General features: G+C 33.9%; 20 protein-coding genes, 1 tRNA gene and 1 pseudogene. 17 read left to right on the forward strand and 5 right to left on the reverse strand.

Annotated elements, in window-relative coordinates; all coding sequences use genetic code 11:
- Nucleotides 1–73 (forward strand) — tRNA-Lys (locus CAT7_RS07590).
- Between the two features lie 318 nt (nt 74–391).
- Entirely contained in the window at nt 392–1,204 is an 813-nt protein-coding gene (locus CAT7_RS07595) for a ZIP family metal transporter (protein WP_331279873.1), read from the forward strand.
- 66 nt (nt 1,205–1,270) lie between these two features.
- On the opposite strand, the gene CAT7_RS07600 is transcribed toward CAT7_RS07595, so the two are convergent.
- Nucleotides 1,271–1,486 carry a DUF378 domain-containing protein gene (locus CAT7_RS07600; RefSeq protein WP_007724045.1) on the reverse strand — a complete coding sequence of 72 codons (216 nt, stop codon included), beginning with the start codon at nt 1,484–1,486 and terminating at the stop codon, nt 1,271–1,273.
- 224 nt (nt 1,487–1,710) lie between these two features.
- Between CAT7_RS07600 and CAT7_RS07605 the strand changes: the two genes are divergently transcribed.
- The gene (locus CAT7_RS07605) at nt 1,711–3,171 is read left to right on the forward strand and encodes an alpha-amylase (protein WP_007724048.1); all 1,461 of its coding nucleotides are present in this window, start codon (nt 1,711–1,713) and stop codon (nt 3,169–3,171) included.
- A gap of 114 nt (nt 3,172–3,285) precedes the next feature.
- On the opposite strand, the gene CAT7_RS07610 is transcribed toward CAT7_RS07605, so the two are convergent.
- Together CAT7_RS07610 and CAT7_RS07615 are read right to left on the reverse strand one after the other, a co-directional pair.
- On the reverse strand, nt 3,286–3,669 hold the full coding sequence (locus tag CAT7_RS07610; RefSeq protein ID WP_007724052.1) for a YtxH domain-containing protein: 384 nt from the start codon (nt 3,667–3,669) through the stop codon (nt 3,286–3,288).
- A gap of 27 nt (nt 3,670–3,696) precedes the next feature.
- Nucleotides 3,697–4,152, reverse strand: coding sequence for a hypothetical protein (locus CAT7_RS07615; protein ID WP_007724053.1), 456 nt, complete (start codon nt 4,150–4,152; stop codon nt 3,697–3,699).
- 336 nt (nt 4,153–4,488) lie between these two features.
- Here CAT7_RS07615 and CAT7_RS07620 point away from each other — a divergent pair, with 336 nt between their 5' ends.
- The 7 genes from CAT7_RS07620 (at nt 4,489) to CAT7_RS07650 (ending at nt 12,419) form a co-directional block, all read left to right on the forward strand.
- Nucleotides 4,489–5,007 (forward strand): PTS sugar transporter subunit IIA, encoded by a 519-nt coding sequence (locus tag CAT7_RS07620; protein WP_007724054.1) that lies wholly within the window; start codon nt 4,489–4,491, stop codon nt 5,005–5,007.
- 189 nt (nt 5,008–5,196) lie between these two features.
- Nucleotides 5,197–5,904: a response regulator YycF gene (gene yycF, locus CAT7_RS07625; RefSeq protein WP_007724055.1), complete on the forward strand. Its 708-nt coding sequence runs from the start codon at nt 5,197–5,199 to the stop codon at nt 5,902–5,904.
- A 6-nt stretch (nt 5,905–5,910) separates the two neighbouring features.
- Nucleotides 5,911–7,755 carry a cell wall metabolism sensor histidine kinase WalK gene (walK, locus tag CAT7_RS07630; protein WP_007724056.1) on the forward strand — a complete coding sequence of 615 codons (1,845 nt, stop codon included), beginning with the start codon at nt 5,911–5,913 and terminating at the stop codon, nt 7,753–7,755.
- A complete protein-coding gene (locus CAT7_RS07635) occupies nt 7,752–9,053 on the forward strand; it encodes a YycH family regulatory protein (RefSeq protein WP_007724057.1) in 1,302 nt (433 codons plus the stop codon). Before walK ends, CAT7_RS07635 begins: the two co-directional genes overlap by 4 nt.
- A 1-nt stretch (nt 9,054) precedes the next feature.
- Nucleotides 9,055–9,912, forward strand: a complete 858-nt coding sequence (locus tag CAT7_RS07640) for a two-component system regulatory protein YycI (RefSeq protein ID WP_007724058.1) — start codon at nt 9,055–9,057, stop codon at nt 9,910–9,912.
- A 185-nt stretch (nt 9,913–10,097) separates the two neighbouring features.
- Nucleotides 10,098–10,907 (forward strand): MBL fold metallo-hydrolase, encoded by an 810-nt coding sequence (locus CAT7_RS07645; protein WP_424650656.1) that lies wholly within the window; start codon nt 10,098–10,100, stop codon nt 10,905–10,907.
- A gap of 195 nt (nt 10,908–11,102) precedes the next feature.
- Nucleotides 11,103–12,419 (forward strand): S1C family serine protease, encoded by a 1,317-nt coding sequence (locus tag CAT7_RS07650; protein ID WP_007724062.1) that lies wholly within the window; start codon nt 11,103–11,105, stop codon nt 12,417–12,419.
- A 57-nt stretch (nt 12,420–12,476) separates the two neighbouring features.
- Here CAT7_RS07650 and CAT7_RS07655 read toward each other — a convergent pair whose 3' ends face one another.
- Nucleotides 12,477–12,986 carry a ClbS/DfsB family four-helix bundle protein gene (locus tag CAT7_RS07655; protein ID WP_007724064.1) on the reverse strand — a complete coding sequence of 170 codons (510 nt, stop codon included), beginning with the start codon at nt 12,984–12,986 and terminating at the stop codon, nt 12,477–12,479.
- A gap of 279 nt (nt 12,987–13,265) precedes the next feature.
- On the opposite strand from CAT7_RS07655, the gene CAT7_RS07660 reads away from it, so the two are divergent.
- The 5 genes and pseudogenes from CAT7_RS07660 (at nt 13,266) to yghU (ending at nt 16,718) form a co-directional block, all read left to right on the forward strand.
- The gene (locus CAT7_RS07660; protein ID WP_007724067.1) at nt 13,266–13,448 is read left to right on the forward strand and encodes a CxxH/CxxC protein; all 183 of its coding nucleotides are present in this window, start codon (nt 13,266–13,268) and stop codon (nt 13,446–13,448) included.
- Between the two features lie 67 nt (nt 13,449–13,515).
- Nucleotides 13,516–13,995 (forward strand): 23S rRNA (pseudouridine(1915)-N(3))-methyltransferase RlmH, encoded by a 480-nt coding sequence (gene rlmH, locus CAT7_RS07665; protein WP_007724069.1) that lies wholly within the window; start codon nt 13,516–13,518, stop codon nt 13,993–13,995.
- A gap of 41 nt (nt 13,996–14,036) precedes the next feature.
- Entirely contained in the window at nt 14,037–14,786 is a 750-nt protein-coding gene (gene arr / locus CAT7_RS07670) for an NAD(+)--rifampin ADP-ribosyltransferase (RefSeq protein WP_007724073.1), read from the forward strand.
- A gap of 344 nt (nt 14,787–15,130) precedes the next feature.
- The gene (locus CAT7_RS07675) at nt 15,131–15,781 is read left to right on the forward strand and encodes a hypothetical protein (protein WP_007724077.1); all 651 of its coding nucleotides are present in this window, start codon (nt 15,131–15,133) and stop codon (nt 15,779–15,781) included.
- Between the two features lie 148 nt (nt 15,782–15,929).
- Nucleotides 15,930–16,718: pseudogene (gene yghU / locus CAT7_RS07680) on the forward strand (glutathione-dependent disulfide-bond oxidoreductase).
- A gap of 214 nt (nt 16,719–16,932) precedes the next feature.
- On the opposite strand, the gene CAT7_RS07685 reads toward yghU, so the two are convergent.
- Nucleotides 16,933–17,313, reverse strand: a complete 381-nt coding sequence (locus CAT7_RS07685) for a VOC family protein (RefSeq protein ID WP_007724081.1) — start codon at nt 17,311–17,313, stop codon at nt 16,933–16,935.
- A 228-nt stretch (nt 17,314–17,541) separates the two neighbouring features.
- Between CAT7_RS07685 and CAT7_RS07690 the strand changes: the two genes are divergently transcribed.
- Together CAT7_RS07690 and CAT7_RS07695 are read left to right on the forward strand one after the other, a co-directional pair.
- Nucleotides 17,542–18,336, forward strand: coding sequence for a CPBP family intramembrane glutamic endopeptidase (locus CAT7_RS07690; protein WP_007724085.1), 795 nt, complete (start codon nt 17,542–17,544; stop codon nt 18,334–18,336).
- A gap of 124 nt (nt 18,337–18,460) precedes the next feature.
- The gene (locus CAT7_RS07695) at nt 18,461–19,078 is read left to right on the forward strand and encodes an NAD(P)-dependent oxidoreductase (protein WP_007724086.1); all 618 of its coding nucleotides are present in this window, start codon (nt 18,461–18,463) and stop codon (nt 19,076–19,078) included.
- The last annotated feature ends 95 nt before the right edge of the window (nt 19,079–19,173 follow it).

Raw genomic sequence — 19,173 nt, forward strand, 5'->3', positions numbered from 1 at the left:
GGGTTGTTAGCTCAGTTGGTAGAGCAGCTGACTCTTAATCAGCGGGTCGAGGGTTCAAACCCCCCACAGCCCATTGGGTGCCAAACCCACGAGACGGATAAATGTTGGTGCGAAAGCATTTCGAAAACGTTTATTGCGTCTCTTTTTTTGTGCTAAAAATATTTTTGAAATCAATTCATCAAAAAATAAATAGTATTATTATGGTCAGCTCATTAGTGAATGGCTTAAGTGTAAGTAATGGAAACGATTGTCATTATTTTCAGAGAATAAAAAAAAGAGGTTATTTACTAAGTACATCGTTATTCAACTGTTTGTTAAAAAAAGGAAAGAGCATTATACTGAATAAGAAGGATAAAATAGTTCGTTATTATTATAAGGAGTGACGTAATTGATTGAGTTTATAAGTTCATTAAGTCCGTTAGTACAAACGCTAATTGCTACTTTATTTACTTGGGGAATGACAGCTTTAGGAGCTTCTTTAGTTTTCACCACTAAGAGTGTCAACCAAAAACTAATGGATGGTATGCTAGGTTTTGCTGGGGGAGTAATGATTGCTGCAAGTTTTTGGTCGCTTTTATCACCAGCACTTTCAATGGCTGAAAGCGGTCCGTTACCAGCCTGGATGCCTGCTGCTATAGGTTTCATGTTAGGTGGGATATTTTTATGGAGTGCAGATAACGTTTTGCCCCATTTAAATCCTAATATGCCTCCAGCAGAAGCTGAAGGTGTGAACCCTCAAAAAAGAAAACGGAGTACGTTATTAGTTGTAGCAATTACGATGCATAATATACCTGAAGGTTTAGCAGTGGGAGTTGCTTTTGGATCCGTTGCAACGGGTAACCCAGAAGCTTCTATTGCAGGAGCGATTGCTTTAGCAATTGGTATGGGAATTCAAAATTTTCCAGAAGGAACTGCCGTTTCTATGCCTCTGAGACGTGATGGTATGTCTAGAGCGAAAAGTTTTTATTATGGACAACTATCAGGAGCTGTTGAACCAATTGCAGCCATAGTTGGGGTATTGGCTGTTACGGTAATGGAACCTTTGCTTCCATATGCTTTAAGTTTTGCTGCGGGAGCTATGATTTTTGTAGTTGCCGAAGAAGTTATACCTGGCTCGCAAGAAAATGGAAATAAAGATTTAGCGTCTATGTGGTTGATGATTGGTTTTACGATCATGATGATCTTAGATGTAGCTCTTGGCTAGAAGAAGCAACTAGATACGCAAAAAGGGACTCAACAAATTACTGTTGGGTCCCTTTGTTTTAGTTAATTAGTGTCTATCGCTGCGTTCTGAATTTAGTAAAGGGAAAAATTTCAAGGAATATAGTGCATATAAACCAACGATAATATAAATAATTTTTGATAATAACGAGGTTTGTCCACCAAAAAGTGTAGCAACGAGATTAAATTCAAAGAGTCCTATCAATAGCCAGTTTAAGCCGCCAACAATTAGTAATGCTAAAGCAATACTATCCAGTGTTTTCATCTAGATAACCTCCTTTATTTGATAAGCTAGCTATGCTTGTTTCAGAATCAGTTGTCAATTAAACAATCTTATAAAATCGCTACATCCTTTTTATTATTCTTTCTGAACAAAAGATGGTAAAATCATTTAAATTACATTGAATAAGAAAATTGAAACAAGCAATAAGTTAATGCTGTATAAAATGAAAAAAATAGAATCAGATAGCTTTAGAGAGGAAGAAAGATATGCTAAAAAATGGGGTAATGATGCAGTATTTTGAATGGTATACAGAAGATGATGGAAAGCATTGGAAACGGTTAAAAGAAGATGCGAAACATCTAAGTGAAATCGGTGTAACAAGTGTCTGGATTCCACCCTGTTTTAAAGGTACAGGGAAAAACGATAATGGATACGGTATCTATGATTTGTATGACCTGGGAGAGTTTTATCAAAAAGGGACTGTGCGTACTAAGTATGGGACAAAAGAGGAATTAATTGCCGCTATTGATGAACTACACAAATATGATATTCAAGTTTATGCAGATGTTGTTTTGAATCATAAAGCAGGTGCAGATGGTACTGAACGGTTTAAAGCTATTGAAGTAGATCCAGATAATCGTAATCAAACGATTAGCGAAGCTTATGAAATTGAAGGATGGACAGAGTTTACTTTTCCTGGCAGAAAAGGAAAGTATTCCGATTTCCAATGGCATTGGTATCATTTTTCTGGAACAGATTACAATCAAGAAAATGAAAAAAAAGCTATTTATCGCATTGAAGGTCAAAATAAAGGCTGGGCAGATGATGGAACAGTCGATAATGAATATGGCAATTACGACTACTTAATGTATGCTGATATCGATTATAGTCATCCTGAGGTCATTGAAGAAACAAAAAAATGGGCCAATTGGTTTATTAAAGAAACAGGAGTAGATGGATTTAGATTAGATGCCGTTAAACATATAAACGAAAACTTTATTTACGAGTTGCGTGAAAGTATTGAAGCTAATTTTGGAAAAGAGTTCTTTATTGTTGGTGAATATTGGGATCAAAACTATACGAACTTGAATAGTTATTTAGACAGTCAAGACTACAAATTGGATTTATTTGATGTTGGTCTACATCATCAATTGGAACAAGCTTCAAAAAAAGGTCAAGAATTTGATCTAACCCATCTATTTGACCAAACATTATTGAAAAACAATCCAATGCAAGCTGTAACGTTTGTTGACAATCACGATTCACAGCCAAATCAATCGCTCGAGTCATTTGTTGAACCTTGGTTTAAACCAATAGCTTACGGAATCATCTTGTTAAGAAAAGATGGTTATCCTGTTCTGTTTTATGGTGATTATTACGGCATCCAAGGAGATCATCCAATCGAGCCTCAACGTGAAGTAATCGATAAATTGATGTACCTTAAAAAGAATTTTGCTTATGGAGATCAAACCGATTATCTTGATCATGGAAATTGCATTGGTTGGACTCGTTCAGGAAATGAAGAATATCCAAAAGGATGTGCCATAGTCATTTCAAATAGTGAAGCAGGATATAAAGATATGTTTGTAGGAAAAGAAAAAAATGGCTTTGTTTATGAAGATTATTTAGGTAATTGTACCGAAACTGTCACGATTGATGAAGAAGGAAATGGGCATTTTATCGTAGAACCGGGTTCTTTATCAGTATGGGTCAGCAGAGAAGATTAACAGATAAAGTCACTAGTATGAAGTGATGCGAAGTTTATTTTTTGAAACAAAATTTAAGAAAATCATTTGAATAAAAAAATAGGATTCGGACATTTTGTCCAAATCCTATTTTTTTTATAATTGTCCTCTTCTATCTTCAACTGTTAAATCAGGGGTATCAGATAAATCTTCAACTACAGTAGATGAAGGAACTTCTACTACTCCAGGGAACTCTGAATTAGCGACGGGTTCAGAATGTAAGTTTAAATCCGTTTCAATATCTTCAATAGTAGCAGCTAATTCTGGATCAGTGTAGCTAATTTCTTCTTCAACTTCTTTGTAACTTTGTTTTACTTCTTCAGCAAAACTATTCACCTGATCCATTGCTTGATCTTTTAAATCGTTTGCTTGTGCTTTGATATCTTGACGCAATTCTTTTCCAGATTTAGGAGCAAGTAATAAAGCAGTAACTGCAGCAGCAGCACCTACAAATAAAGTTCTAGTAAAACTATTAGCCATAATAAAATTCCTCTTTTCTAAGTTAGTTTAGTTAAATGAAAAACGTTTTTTTGTTCTTTTTTTTCTATGTTGATACATTTTTAGAGCAGTTTTTCCTACTTTTGATATTTGAGGAGGAGTCACCGTTGTTTTTTTGTTTGATCTTTTGAAAAAATTTGAAACAACGTTAGTGCTAGTTTGTTTTAAGTCGTTGACAGAGTCTCCAAATGTAGTAGTTGTTTGAGTAAAGTCAGAAATGTAAGTTTGTTTTACCGCTATATCCTTATTTATACCATCTACTTGAGCAGTTATATTATCTATCTTACTCGTTATAGCGTTTGCTTCTTTTGTAAAGTGAGTTATATGATCTTGAACGGTAGTTTGTGTTGAATTGATTTCTTTCACTACGGTTCCTATTTTCTTGCCAATGAGTATTCCGACGATAACTAAAGCAACCAAGGCTAAAACGACAATACCAAGTGCTACTATAAATTCGATTGACATTTAGCTTTTACACTCCTTTCATTAGAATAAATTTTGAAGAAAAATAATTGGTTATAAAATCAGATGAGTCTCACTTATTTTGTCTATAAGTAATTCATACACCTTTATTTTCTATAGAATACCATTAATAAAAGGAATATCCAAACAAAATGAAATCGCATTAATGCCAAAAATACACTAATAAATAAAAAAAGAAATCAACATAATCAACTAAACTTCTAGTTTTTTATAAAAGATGGTCAAAAGGAATAGAATCCGGTACAATTAGAGATAAAATAAAGAGTAGGTGACTCTTAATGTACAAGAATAAGAGTTTAACATTGGAGGATTATTGGAATGAATTTATCTTCAAAACCAGAAATACAAAATGAAGTGCCTGAGAAGAAAAAAGCTCTGTTGGTAGCTGTTACAGATGGTAGTATAATACCTATAGAAGAAGTGCCAGATCTGGTTTTTTCTGAAAAAATGATTGGAGAAGGTTTTGCTATGATTCCGACTTCAGATGTAGTCTACGCACCAATTGGTGGAAAGTTATTTCAAGTAGCAGATGCCTCTCATGCATTTGAAATTCGCACAGATGATGGGTTAGAAGTTTTAATTCATGTTGGGCTAGATACGGTAACTTTAAACGGAGCAGGCTTTAAAACGGATTTAAAAAAAGGCATGGTGGTAAAACAAGGAGACCCTCTAGTAAGCTTTGATAAAGATTATCTTATTAGTCGTGGTTGCCGGCTCTTTATTCCTGTCATTGTGATAAATGGAGAAAACGAAAATTATCACTACGTTTTGAAACCTAATAATGAAGTTAAAGCTCAAGCTGGAAAAACAATTGCTTTAACCATTGAAGGGTACTAAGAAAAACAACTCTAATTTCTTGATTAATAGACTATATAAAGCGCTTGATTTTGTTTTTTGCACTCTTATCTTATGTTCGGTATAATGAAAGATAGAACTGTTTGTTAAACTATCGTAATTAGACTAAAAAGTAAACTCATTAAAAAATAAGTTAAGTTAAAAAGAAAGAAACTCTAAGGAGGTTTCATTTTGAAAAAAATATTGGTAGTTGATGATGAGAAGCCAATTTCAGATATTGTGAAATTTAATTTAACAAAAGAAGGTTATGAAGTATTCACAGCATATGATGGAGAAGAAGCGTTAGAAAAAGTAGAAGAAGTTTTACCGGATCTTATCATTTTAGATTTGATGTTGCCAAAAAAAGACGGACTAGAAGTTTGTCGTGAAGTACGTAAAAATCATGATATGCCTATTATTATGGTTACAGCAAAAGATTCAGAAATTGATAAAGTTCTTGGATTAGAGCTTGGTGCTGACGATTATGTGACAAAACCTTTTTCAAATAGAGAGCTGGCAGCACGTGTGAAGGCGAATTTAAGAAGACATGATAATGCCAAAACACAAGTTGTTGAAGAAGTTGAAACGAATGATATTGAAGTAGGAGCTTTAACGGTACATCCAGATGCTTATATTGTTTCTAAAAGAGGTGCAACAATTGAATTAACGCATCGTGAATTTGAATTGCTGCATTATTTGGCAAAACATTTAGGTCAAGTGATGACTAGAGAACACTTACTGCAAACCGTTTGGGGCTATGATTACTTTGGTGATGTAAGAACGGTAGATGTAACGGTTAGAAGATTAAGAGAAAAAATTGAAGATAACCCGAGTCACCCAACATGGCTTGTAACAAGACGTGGAGTGGGCTACTATTTAAGAAATCCTGAACAGGAGTAATGTTTCATGAAGAAAAAAACTACTTTTTTTCAATCTATTGACTTTAAAATCATTTTCGTCTTTATTGTTCTGCTGTTAGTAGCATTAGAATTGATTGGAACTTATTTTGTGAGGCAATTAGAAACACAATTAGTCACTAACTTTCAAGAAGAAAAAAGATTACAAGTAGGATTTTTAGACAATACGATTCAGCCTATGCTGTTAGATGATGAAATAGCAGAAGATAGTCAAGAAATTGCAAGATTAATCGAAGATTTTTCTGGAAATGGTATTTTAGAAGTTCAAATTATTGATGCTCAACATTATGTTTTAGGGACTAGTGACAGTACGCAACAAAATAGTGTGGGCAGTAAGACTAGTGATAAAGATGTCCATCAAGCCTTATTATTGGGAAATACTGTTACAAGTCAATATAAAGACCAAGCGACCAACGACCGAATCTGGAAGTTGGTTTCTCCTATTGTGGCAAGTAATGGTTCCAATGAAATACTTGGAGTAATCGCGTTAACAACAAATATCGAGAGTGTATATGAACAAATAAGTGAAATAACGCTTATTTTTCTTAACTCTTCTTTAGTTGCAGTTGCAGTAACCGTTATTTTAGCATTGTTTATTTCCCGGGCAATAACTAAACCCATCACTGAAATGACGCAACAAACGATTCAAATGGCTGACGGAGATTATTCTGGACAAGTAAAAGTTTATAGCAAAGATGAATTGGGTATTTTGTCTACTGCAATCAATGATTTATCGACAAAAGTTGAAGAGGCTCAAGAAACAACAGAATCTGAACGAAGACGTCTAAATAGTGTATTAACTCATATGACTGATGGCGTAATTGCCACTGACCGTAGAGGGATAATTATTATCATTAATGACAAAGCAATGGAAATGTTAAATATTTCCCAGGAAATGGCCTTAGGAGTTTCCATTTTAAAAGTATTGAAAATTGATAAGGAATATACCTTACGCAAATTATTGGAAAATGAAGATGATATGCTGTTCGACTTCTCAACTGAAGAGATGTTGGTTACATTACGAGGCGAATTTACCCTAATTCAAAGAGAAACTGGCTTTATCAGTGGAATCGTATGTGTATTGCATGATGTAACGAAACAAGAGAAAATAGAAAATGAACGAAAAGAATTTGTTTCAAATGTATCGCATGAACTAAGAACACCTTTAACAAGTATGAGAAGTTATTTAGAAGCTTTATTAGATGGGGCTTGGAAAGATCCGGAAATTGCTCCTCAATTCTTAGAAGTCACACAAGAAGAAACAGATCGCATGATTCGTATGATTAAAGATCTGCTTGAGCTCTCACGTATGGATTCTAATAAAAGTGTATTGGATTTAGAATACCTTAATGTAAATGAATTATTTGACCATGTCATTAAACGCTTTGAAATGATGTTACAATCTTCTGATAAGACAATGAAAGAATTTTCTATTAAACGAGAATTTACTAAGAGTCAATTGTGGGTAGAAGTAGATGCAGATAAAATGATTCAAGTTTTAGATAATATTATGAATAACGCTATTAAATATTCTCCAGACGGGGGAACGATTACGTGTGGTCTTGTTGAAACAAACACTAGTGTCATTTTTAGTATTAGTGATGAAGGTTTGGGTATTCCAAAACGAGATCTAGCTAATGTATTTGATCGTTTCTTTAGAGTTGATAAAGCTCGGGCTCGCTCTATGGGAGGGACCGGATTAGGGTTAGCTATATCTAAGGAAGTCGTTCAAAAACATAAAGGTAAAATATGGGCGGAAAGTACGGAAGGAAAAGGAACAACGTTCTATATTTCATTGCCTTATCTTCCGTATGAGGAGGATGATTGGGAATGAGAAAAGATATAGTTTTAAATGTTTTTTTAGTATCTCTTATTGTGTTAAGTCTCTTTTTAACCTTTATTATTTGGACTAAACCTAGTCAGTTTAGTGAAGAGACAAATACCAGCCAAGGAACAACTTCTTCCATTTCCATTGAGCGAAAGCTCTCTCAAGTATTTGGTCCTACTCAAATTGCCCTTCATAGAAATGACGAAATAAATGTATTCGTACAGACAGATGTTGTGGAATCGTTAACGAAAGAGATGACTAACTGGCAAGTAGATACTTTAGATGAGCCTGTTGAACTAACAAATGAAGAATATGAAAAAAAAATAAGCCAAGTTAATGCAGTAGAATTAGTTTTTATAGAAAATATATCTTTTGGTATATTTTCAGATAGGTTTAATAATCTTGCAGGTGAATACCAAGATCGCTCATTTAACCGGATGTATTTTTTGGAAAATGATTTAAGCCAAATTTATTTTTATAACACTCATTCTAAATTATTTTACAGTGAGGCAATAGAAGGAATAAATCAAGACAAATTGGATAAACTATTCAATTCCGAAGGCATTAAATCTTATTTAGCAACACCTGCTCTGGATGAAGGAAAGCAAATATATACGTCCAAAGAAGAAATTGAATTGCCGTATTTAAGCTATTTGGTTGAGAGACAAACCAATCAATTATTTATTGAACGTTTATTTGATGATACTTCTGAAGTAAGAGAAAATAGCGATAATGGCGACAATATTGTTAGTTATAACGATTATGTTAGCGAATTACAAATTAATGAAAATACAGATATTCTAACTTATTATAGAAATCGGAGTGCTGAAAATAAGTTGTCTATTACAGACACTCTCAGATCAAGTTACAATGAATTGATTCAATATGAAAATTGGGCATCTGCTGTTCATTATTTTAATTATAATGACTCAACAAAAGAAGTCACTTATCGTCGTTATATTCAAGGGTTTCCCGTTTTCAGTGAGATATCTGATTATGGAACAACCTATATTACAGTCGTTGAAGATGGGCTATCACGGTTGCAAGTTCCTTTAGTCATTGCACAAACGCCTATTTCTGATGTCGAAGAACTAAAAACGCTTCAAAGTGGAGTAAGTGTCATAGATGCTTTGGTAGAACATGGCTATGATAGTTCGGAAATTGATGATCTGAAAATTGGCTATACTTGGACAAATAGTACAGAATCAGACCGTGTTATCAATTTGGAACCTAATTGGTATGTCAATATTAACGGCACTTGGGAAATTGCTCAACGCCTGCTTCTAGATGAAGGGGGTCAATAATATGGATTTTAAACGAATTCAAATTATTTTTATTATTACCTTTCTCTTTTTAAATGCGTTCTTAATTTTTACGTATATAGATAAAAATAAAAATTATTATTCTAGTAGTTCAAATCAAGTAATCGATTTTATTGAAGAAATGGAAAATGAAAATATTAAATTGCCAAAATTTTCAAAAATCGAAAATAAAGTTCCTTATGTTCAAGCTGAAACGAATAATTTGTTAGCAGAAAATATCAATCAATTAAAAAATCGTTCTGGAACAGCTGAAGAAGATGGGTCACTTTATAGCAGTTTACTTTCTAAGCCGCTTACTTTATCAGAAGGAACAGGTTTAACAGAAGATGATATTGAACAAATCGATGACTTTGTATTAAGTGATCAAGTTTTATTTGGTAAAGAATACCGTTACTTTAGTTACAGTTCAAGTGATCAAAAAATAAAGTATACTCAAATCGCGAATAACATCCCGATAGCAGATGGAACATCTGAAATCATATTTCATTTGAATAATAAAAAACAAATCATTTCTTATGATCAAATGTTTGCGGGTCCTGTCACTGTTCAAGGGGAAAGTCGAACCTTAATTACAGATAAAAATGCGGTGGAAATTTTATACCAAAATGACGAGATACCTGCAAATGCTACGGTCAGAAAACCAGTATTAACTTATTCTAAAACACTTTCGTTACAAAAATTAAGTATGTATGCACCTATATGGTATATTGAAATTATCAATAGCGGGAATACAGAGTATAAACGAGTAGATGCTCTCAATGGAAGTATTATTCGATCTAATATGAATGAAGCAACTACAGTTGAAGAATCTGCTGCAGAAGAAAATATGAATGCCAATTAAGACGGTCATGCAGCTCACTGAACAAATTAATTAGTCAGTTAATAGTTAGACTCAAAGGTAAAGGTGTAAGTAACGAAATGACGTTAAACCTTTTTCTTTGGGTCTTTTTTTTGCGTCATGAAAACTTGAATTTAAATAAGTTTGATGTAAAATGATAAAGGTAATAGAGGAGGATTTTTTAGATGATATCCAATGAAAATAATGGCTTAAAGGTCAGCATTCTTGCCAGTGGAAGTTCTGGAAATGTGACTTATATAGAATCCAAAGAAAAAAAATTATTAGTAGATAGTGGATTAAGTGGAAAAAGAGTAACTGAACTATTAAAAAAAATAGACCGAAATGTAGCAGACTTGGATGGTATTTTGGTAACGCATGAACACCGAGATCATGTCCATGGAGTGGGTGTGTTAGCTAGAAAATATAATTTAGATGTCTATGCAAATGAACAAACTTGGGCAGCTATGTCACCTATTATTGGTACCATTAAAACAGAACAAAAATACTTATTTGAAATGGGTAAAACGATGACTATTGGGGATATAGATATTGAAAGCTTCGGTGTTTCACATGATGCTATCGCTCCTCAATTTTATAGTTTTCATAAAGACAATAAGAAGTTTGTCATGTTGACTGATACTGGCTATGTTAGTGACCGTATGAGAGGTATTGTTTCGAATGCAGATGCTTATCTATTTGAAAGTAATCATGACCTTGAAATGCTGAGAATGGGCAATTACCCATGGCACTTAAAGCAACGTATCTTAGGAGACAAAGGGCATCTTTCAAATGAAGATGGTGCATTAGCATTATCTGAAATTATAGGAGACGCTACTAAAAGAGTGTATTTAGGTCATTTAAGTAAAGACAATAATCTGAAAGAATTGGCTCATATGACGGCTGTAAGTATTTTAAAAGAAAAAGAGACTGGTGTAGAGGATAAATTTATTGTTTTTGATACTGATCCAGTGGAACCGACTTCTTTATTCGTGGTTTAAATAAAAAATTGGCTTTTTGTGATCTTACCTTCACGAGAGGTCAATTCTTTTTTTTCGAGTGTTTAACAGTGTCCTTTAAAGCAGATTTAATGTTAAACTTATAGAAGAATTATATGAAATATCCCAAATTTTTCATATAAAATTCAAATGTAAAAAATATAATAGAACTATAAAAAAATACTAGGGGTGATTGCAATGAGTGATGAAAATCATAACGATCAAACAAATTTGCCGTTACATGATAAAGAAGATGTTAAATCAAATGACCAAAACCAAGTGAAATCCACAAATACAGAACCCCCTTCAAAAAAGAGCAAAAAGACTAATTCTTGGAAAAATGGACTGGTTGGAGGTTTGATAGGTGGTTTAGTAGTGGCCGCATTAGGCGGTGGATACTTGTTGGCTACGGACGATAATGATTTAAACACCGACGGTACAGTAAATGAACAAGGAGAAGTAACTACAACTAATGTCAGTGTAAATGTTACTTCCGATGTAACAGAAGCTGTAACTAAAGTAGAAGATGCAGTCGTTTCAGTTGTAAATATGCAAGCAAAACAAACTTCTGGTGGGCTTGGTGGTGCATTTGAAACTCAGGAAAGTATGCAAGAAAAAGACAGCTTAGAGACAGCTGGTGAAGGTAGTGGAGTTATTTATAAAAAAGATAATGACACGGCTTATGTTGTAACAAATAATCATGTTATAGATGGTTCAGATGCGATTGAAGTTATCTTAAAAGATGGTACAAAAGTTGAAGCAAAATTAATTGGGACAGATATTTGGACGGATTTAGCCGTGTTATCAATTCCGGCTGAAAAAGTAACAACGGTGGCTAATTTTGGTGATTCTGAAACCTTAAAAGTCGGTGAACCAGCAATTGCAATAGGTTCTCCTTTAGGTACAAACTTCGCTTCATCAGTGACTCAAGGAATTATATCTGCTAAAAACCGTAGTGTTGAAACGGATATTACAGGTGATGGAGTTGTCGATTGGGAAGTAACAGCTCTTCAAACCGATGCGGCAATCAACCCAGGTAATTCAGGAGGGGCATTAATTAATATAGCAGGCCAAGTTATTGGAATCAATTCAATGAAGATTTCTAGTGATACGGTTGAAGGAATGGGATTCGCTATTCCAAGTAATGATGTAGTAAGTATTATCAATCAATTAGAAGCGAATGGAGAAGTTGTTCGCCCGATATTAGGTATTAGTTTATTAGATCTAACTGAAATATCAGAACAACAACAAGACTCTGTACTGAATTTACCTGAAAAAGTTTCTTCTGGCGTTGTAGTTGCTGAAGTTCAACCAGGTTCAGCAGCTGAAATTGGCGGTCTAGAACAATACGACGTTATTGTAAAATTCAACGGTGTAGAAGTTACAGATTCCATTTCCTTACGTAAAGAAATTTATGCTTCAGAACTGGGTAAAGAGATTGAAATTGAATATTATCATGATGGTAAATTGCAAAAAACAACAGTTACAATGACTGCTGCTGAAAAAAGTTTATAAATAGAATGAAAAATTTAAAATGAAAAAAGAGTCTAAGCGAAAACCTTAGACTCTTTTTTAATTATTTAATTTTTTCCATTTACGAATTTTGGTTCTAAAATTCGTAAATGGTGCAACTGTATTTATGTGAACCCATTTCCAAATAGGCCACTTGGCTTTTGTAGTAGCCCAATTTCGTTGTTCTGATTCAAATAGTTCAGTATCAGATAGACTTTCCACCCAATGACAAAGCTCTTCAACCAACTGAGTTAACAATTCTTTTTGTTTTGCCAAAGAATAGTTCCCATATTCTTGATAAAAAGATTGATTCAATCCACCTAAATTATTCCATTTATATTTTTCAGTAGGCGTTTGAACAATTTTTCCTTGTTGTTCATCTTTTTCCCATTGAAGTAAAAGAGTCACCCAACCAATCTGATAAGATAAGTTTTCAGAAGGAGTTTGCTCTACTTCTATGATTCGTTTATTTTTAAACTCTTCAGAAATAGAATCAAATTCAGTGATATATTTTTGGTAATGTTCTTTAATGGCGTTGATTAATTCAGTTTTATTTTGATATTCTCTCATAAAAACCGCCCCTAATAGTTTAGTAATAAGAAAAGAAGATTCGATATAAAAATAATAAGATGTAGAATGTAAAAAGTCTAGTTCTTCGTAAAAACAATGGAAACGAATTCTTTTAATTTGAATAAATGATAAAAAGCCCAATTTTTAATTGGTTTTTTTATTTTTTGTGGACAAGTAAGTTTAAAAAGTTTTGAACAATGTGGATAAGTGCTGTAAAATAAACTACATAGGTATGTGGAGGCAAAAAAAGTTATCCACAAAACTAGGAAGGTGTTGTGGATGGATAAAATTTTAGCGTGTAAAGAACATATAGAAGAAGCATTAGATGACGCGGTTTACGGCGGTTTTGAAATGCCAGTACTAGACCAATTATTGCCTGTTGATAACTTGAAACAAAAATGTGGTTATTGCGAGGAAGATGCAATATATGTAGTGTCGAACAAGCATTCTACCACTAGATAATGATATGAAGTTGTGGACATGTGGATAACTTTTGTGGATAACCTGTGATTATAGGAGGATAACTTTTTTGAACATTAAAATAATAACTGTGGGTAAACTAAAAGAGAAATATTTGAAAATGGGTATTGCAGAATATGCTAAGAGATTATCAGCGTATTGTAAAATGGAATTAATTGAAGTTCCGGATGAAAAAGCACCTGAGAAATTAAGTGAAGCTGAGATGATTCAAGTCAAAGAAAAAGAAGGCGAACGCATTTTAGCAAAAATCCCAGATCAAGCTCATGTTTTTGCATTGGCAATTGAAGGCAAACAACGAACTTCAGAAGCATTTGCTAAAGAAATTGAGCAATTAGGTGTTCAAGGAAAAAGTACGCTCGTTTTTGTCATTGGTGGATCATTAGGTTTAAGTGATGCTGTAATGAAAAGAAGCAATACACCTATTTCTTTTGGGAAAATGACGCTTCCTCATCAATTGATGCGATTAGTTTTAATCGAGCAAATTTATCGTGGCTTTAAAATTGTCCGGAATGAACCCTATCATAAGTAATAATAAAAATTCAGTTAGTTAAAGTAGGAGGAAAAAATAATATGAGGATGAAATTTGACCCGAGTAATCCTATTATCCAGCTTTGTATGAAAGGGATGGCCTTAGAAGAAAGTGGGGATTTGGATGATGCCATCGAAGTTTTTCTTGAAGCATGGAACCAAACTAGTGACGACTATGAAAGATTTATTGCAGCTTATCATTTAGGATTAAGACAGAATAATATCGACGATAAGTTAAAATGGATGAAAAAATCATTGGCCTTTGCTCTAAAAATTAATGATGATGATGTTAAGAGTGCTTATCCAACTTTATATTTAACTATCGCTAAATGTTATGAAGCAACGAATGATACTAGAAATGCTAGAAAAAATATGGACTTATCATATTTACATCAAGGTAGACCAACTGACACTGGCCCCTTTTATCATGGGTCAAAGGTAGATTTGCAAGTTGGTGAATTGCTGACATCGGGCAAGAAATCAAATTACGAAAAAGATCTTAAAATGAACCACATTTATTTTACCGCAAATATCAATGGTGCGGGACTTGCTGCAGCATTATCAAAAGGCGAATTGAATGAACGTGTTTATATCATAGAACCTACGGGTGAATTTGAAAGCGACCCTAATGTAACTGACAAGAAATTCCCTGGTAACCTAACACGTTCATATCGTTCACGAGAACCGCTAAAAATTTTGGGAGAAGTAACGAACTGGGAAAAACTGACTCATTTAGAACGACAAGAATGGGATGACAGACTAGCTAAGAATAAAGGGGAAATTATTAACTAAAACTAACTATCATAGCAGTGAAATGGATGGGGTAGTTTAGTAATTACGGTTTTCTATCAATTTTATACACTTTAATGAAAACTAATAAAGATGGAGAAGAGCCATGGTTAAATGATGGTTTATCTTCGTCTTTTTCTGCTGGTACAGATATAAATCACTTAGGAATTTAATACAATAATGCATACATAGGATATAAGTATTGGAAATAATTAAAGTAAATGATGCCTATGAGCGAAGTTTTGCAAATATCCTAGAAACAGAATTGAGTTTAGTGATAAACTAACATTCAGTTGTAACTATTAGTTATGACCTTATTGATTTACTATTTTAGGGGGAAAAAGAAAATGGGATTTATGGTTAATAAATTAGTAGTAATTGGATCGTTAGGGTTAGTGCTAGGTGCTTGTTCTGCAACAACTGACACAGAAGAAAGCTCAGAGAATATAACAACAAAGGCCGTAGTAGAGACTATAGAAGTAGTTGAAGAAACTGAAGAAAAAAGTATTGTAGCCGATAAAATGACAACAACCTTCTATCCAGAAGTAACGAGATTAAGGCATCTTACTGAAGAAGACCTGGAGTGGTACGATATCATTATAACAAGATTAAATGCTATAGATGATTTCTCAGGTGATCGGGAGACTGTATACGAGATAGCTGAAGAATACGGAGAAGATCCTGAAGAGTTATATTTTGATTGGTTAGAGATTTGGGATGCAATAATGCACGGTGACAATGGTAATTATGCTATTTTGTCAGAGTCTAATGATAAACTGATGACTGAAATTCTTGAGAAAAACATCGTGGGGGAAAAGATTGAACAGTATAGTAGTGGATATAATTTTGACGAGAAAAAATTAACGACCTCTGTATATCATGAGCTACATGTAGATGGAGAACCTTACAAAGTTGCTTACATAATTGAACACAGAGATGATTATAAAATTGCTGAAATAATCGAGTTTAGTATTGATGGAGAAAAGATAGATTTATAGATAGAGTATATTTAGTTATGGTCCTTGTAGCTGTTTTGATGCATCAAGAAGAACTGTATTATAAGTAGATGAATAAGATGAAATATGGGCAAAATGGTGCTTGCGTAGTATGATGGAGATAAGAATAAATAGTATGAGGAGTGTTAGGATGACGGAATATAAATTACCAAAAGTGTGACAGTGGGAAGAAGAGAATTCAAAAAATGGTGGCAATCGTTCAACAGCTGAGAGTCGTTTTGAGCAAAAATTACCAGTTGGAGAGTCTCCGTTTCAACTTTATTCATTGGGAACACCGAATGGCATTAAAGTCACGATCATGTTTGAAGAGCTAAAAGAATTGGGTGTAGAGGGTGCAGATTATGACTTATACACTATTAATATTGGAGAAGGCGACCAATTTGGCTCGGATTTCGTTGAAATTAATCCTAGCTCTAAAATTCCAGCCCTTGTTGACCAAAGTCAAAGTCCTCGTTTGGATATTTTTGAATCAGGTTCCATTCTTCTTTATTTAGCGGAGAAATTTAACCAACTGATTCCGAAAGATATTCACGGCCGGACTGAAACCCTTAATTGGTTATTCTGGCAAATGGGAGCAGGTCCTTATGTTGGTGGAGGATTTGGTCACTTTTTCGCTTATGCTCCAGAGCCTATGAAATATCCGATTGATCGCTTCACGATGGAAACGAAACGTCAGTTAGATTTACTCGATAAAACTTTAGCACAACGACCTTATATAGCTGGAGATACCTATACCATCGCAGATATTGCCATCTGGTCTTGGTACGGCCGCTTAGCTTTAGGAAAATTATATGAAGGATCATATGAATTTTTGAATCTAGATGAATACACTCATCTATTAGAGTGGTCTCATCGTATTGCAAAACGACTAGGCGTTCAAAAAGGTCTGGCAGCGGAGTCTCAACCGCTCGAAAAGTAGTTCAAGAAAAAAAGTATTATGTAGTCTCTTTATGTAGAACTGAAAACTCATTTAAACATACTGAAGAGAACCGTATCATAAGTAGGTGAGGTTTTTAGACAGTAATGAATTAACAGGAAACTTGTAAGTGGCGGTAAGGTGATAAAAGAAGAGATTAAAAAAATATAAGCATGTTGGCAACAACCAACATGCTTATATTTAAAATAGGCAAAAATTATTTTGCACGTTTTACTTCAATTCGATAGCCATCAGGGTCCGTAACAAAGAAATAGGTAGGTGTGCCGCCTGAGAGTCCTTTTAACTCCCCTGTTTCGTAAGCAGAACCTTTACAAATTTCATGCATTTTTTCTAAGTCACTGACAGTTACACCTAAATGACTGAAACCATCTCCTACATTATATGGCTCGGCATCGTAATTGTAAGTAAGTTCAATTTGTACAGAAGAGCCAGGAGAATTCAGATAAACCAAATCAAATTTATTTTCAGGGAATTTTCTGTGGCTAGCAACTTCAAAATCGAACAGATTAGTATAAAAATCTAAAGTAGCCTCAAGATTTCTGACGCGTAAGCAAATTTCAACGAGTGTTTGGTGCATAATAATATCATCCTCCAATAGTTTCTTATGTTTATTCTAGCATGAATAGGTCATATAGGCACCCTTGATAACTTCTGTATTGTCTTCTATTGAGAACACCATCTTATAAATAGGCGGGGCTGGCGGGTATTTTGATAGTCATTAGCACCATTCTTTTAGTATGTTAAATCTTCTTTTGTTGGAAAGTATTAGAATTGATTTATACTAAAAATCTGAGGTGAAGAAATCGTGGAAAATAAAAAAATCATTCTACAATTTACGATGCTGACATTTGGTATAGCCTATTTTGTGTCAGGTATTTTGATTTTTTTGGAACAATTTGGGTATACAATTTACAATTGGGTTAATTCATTACAGCAATTTGCTATGAATATTCCTTTTGCGATCTATATTTTGTCGCCTGCTATTGCTTCATATGTCATTTTAAAGAAAAATAAAAAAATAATGAATTTTAAGGAGTGGTTAAAAACTGTTTTTTATGTCAAAAATAATTTGTTCCTCTACATATATGTCATTGCAGGGCTCATCCTGTATTTTGGGATTCATCTTGCACTTTCCGATTATAGTAAAATAGTCCTTCCATTTTATGCATTTTTTCTTTACTTACCCGGTAATCTTATTATCGGTGGTTTAGAGGAAGCTGGTTGGATGTATATATTACAACCTGGGCTCAATAAAAAATATGGTTATATTTTGTCTTCGTTATTGGTCGGAATAATTTGGCTAATATGGCACATCCCACTCTTCTTCATTCCAGGGACGAACCATAGTGAGGGACTGATTAACTTTTGGATGTTTGCCGTTCAGATTCTAGCCTTTCGTTTTTTTTATGGAGCAATCTCTAAAATATCAGGAAAAGGTCATGTTTTTATGTGTGTCTTATTTCATACTATGTTCAATGCAGCATCTCCTATCTTTGGGACAATGACTATGACCTGGATAGGAACAATGGTTGCAAATGCTGCGATTGTCATTATTTCAATTGTAACGGTTATAATATTCGAAAAAAAGAACAACAAATAGACTTTTCTATAGTATAGTTAACGAAATAAGAATGGAAAAGAGTATCATGGTCTTCTTTATTTTCGATGTATGATACAGATTCTATTTTTACCTATTTAAAAAAAAAATAAACAGGTGGTTTATCATGAAAATTATCGTTTTTGGGGCAACAGGCGGCGTTGGTCAATTTGTTGTGAAACAAGGATTAGAAGCCGGTTTTGAAGTAACGGCATTTGTACGAACACCAGCGAAGTTAGCTATTTCACACGAGAACTTAACGGTTATACAAGGAGATGCTTTCAATCAAGCAGAAGTAACGGCTACAATTGCAGGACAGGATGCTGTGGTATCCTGTTTAGGATCAAGCCGTGGAATGAAAAAATCAACTGAACTTCAAGAGATGACGAAAAATATTGTGGTAGGTATGCAAGAACAAAAGGTTGAGCGGATCGTGTATACTGCATCTGCAGGTGTTCATAATGAACTAACAGGTATCAGTGGGAAATTGGTGATGATGTTGCTTAAGAATACATTAATTGATCACCGTGTAGCAGTCGAGTATATTAAAAGCTATAAGTTAAACTACACGATTGTTCGCCCTATGAGTTTAACAAATCATGATTTCACAGGGAAATACAGAGAGTCTGCAACAAACGTCCCTAGCAAATCAAGTTCCATACCACGCGCAGATGTAGCCCACTTTATATTAAAGGCTTTAGCAGATTCAAATTACGTAAATACGTCAATCGCAGTTGCGACATAAATTAACCAAAAATTGATGTCTTATAAATAAGCAGAAATTTGGGCATATTGATAAATGAGTAGTATGATAAAGGTATGAATAAATAGTATGAGGAG

Source organism: Carnobacterium sp. AT7, from assembly GCF_000171855.1.
GTDB classification, from domain to species: Bacteria; Bacillota; Bacilli; order Lactobacillales; family Carnobacteriaceae; genus Carnobacterium_B; species Carnobacterium_B jeotgali.

Excerpts from the sequence above, each read along its gene's own strand:
- CAT7_RS07600 (WP_007724045.1), bottom strand. The coding sequence starts at position 1,486 with ATGAAAACACTGGATAGTATTGCTTTAGCATTACTAATTGTTGGCGGC.
- CAT7_RS07605 (WP_007724048.1), top strand. The coding sequence starts at position 1,711 with ATGCTAAAAAATGGGGTAATGATGCAGTATTTTGAATGGTATACAGAA.
- CAT7_RS07610 (WP_007724052.1), bottom strand. The coding sequence starts at position 3,669 with ATGGCTAATAGTTTTACTAGAACTTTATTTGTAGGTGCTGCTGCTGCA.
- CAT7_RS07615 (WP_007724053.1), bottom strand. The coding sequence starts at position 4,152 with ATGTCAATCGAATTTATAGTAGCACTTGGTATTGTCGTTTTAGCCTTG.
- CAT7_RS07620 (WP_007724054.1), top strand. The coding sequence starts at position 4,489 with ATGAATTTATCTTCAAAACCAGAAATACAAAATGAAGTGCCTGAGAAG.
- walK (WP_007724056.1), top strand. The coding sequence starts at position 5,911 with ATGAAGAAAAAAACTACTTTTTTTCAATCTATTGACTTTAAAATCATT.
- CAT7_RS07635 (WP_007724057.1), top strand. The coding sequence starts at position 7,752 with ATGAGAAAAGATATAGTTTTAAATGTTTTTTTAGTATCTCTTATTGTG.
- CAT7_RS07640 (WP_007724058.1), top strand. The coding sequence starts at position 9,055 with ATGGATTTTAAACGAATTCAAATTATTTTTATTATTACCTTTCTCTTT.
- CAT7_RS07650 (WP_007724062.1), top strand. The coding sequence starts at position 11,103 with ATGAGTGATGAAAATCATAACGATCAAACAAATTTGCCGTTACATGAT.
- CAT7_RS07655 (WP_007724064.1), bottom strand. The coding sequence starts at position 12,986 with ATGAGAGAATATCAAAATAAAACTGAATTAATCAACGCCATTAAAGAA.
- CAT7_RS07660 (WP_007724067.1), top strand. The coding sequence starts at position 13,266 with ATGGATAAAATTTTAGCGTGTAAAGAACATATAGAAGAAGCATTAGAT.
- arr (WP_007724073.1), top strand. The coding sequence starts at position 14,037 with ATGAGGATGAAATTTGACCCGAGTAATCCTATTATCCAGCTTTGTATG.
- CAT7_RS07675 (WP_007724077.1), top strand. The coding sequence starts at position 15,131 with ATGGGATTTATGGTTAATAAATTAGTAGTAATTGGATCGTTAGGGTTA.
- CAT7_RS07685 (WP_007724081.1), bottom strand. The coding sequence starts at position 17,313 with ATGCACCAAACACTCGTTGAAATTTGCTTACGCGTCAGAAATCTTGAG.
- CAT7_RS07695 (WP_007724086.1), top strand. The coding sequence starts at position 18,461 with ATGAAAATTATCGTTTTTGGGGCAACAGGCGGCGTTGGTCAATTTGTT.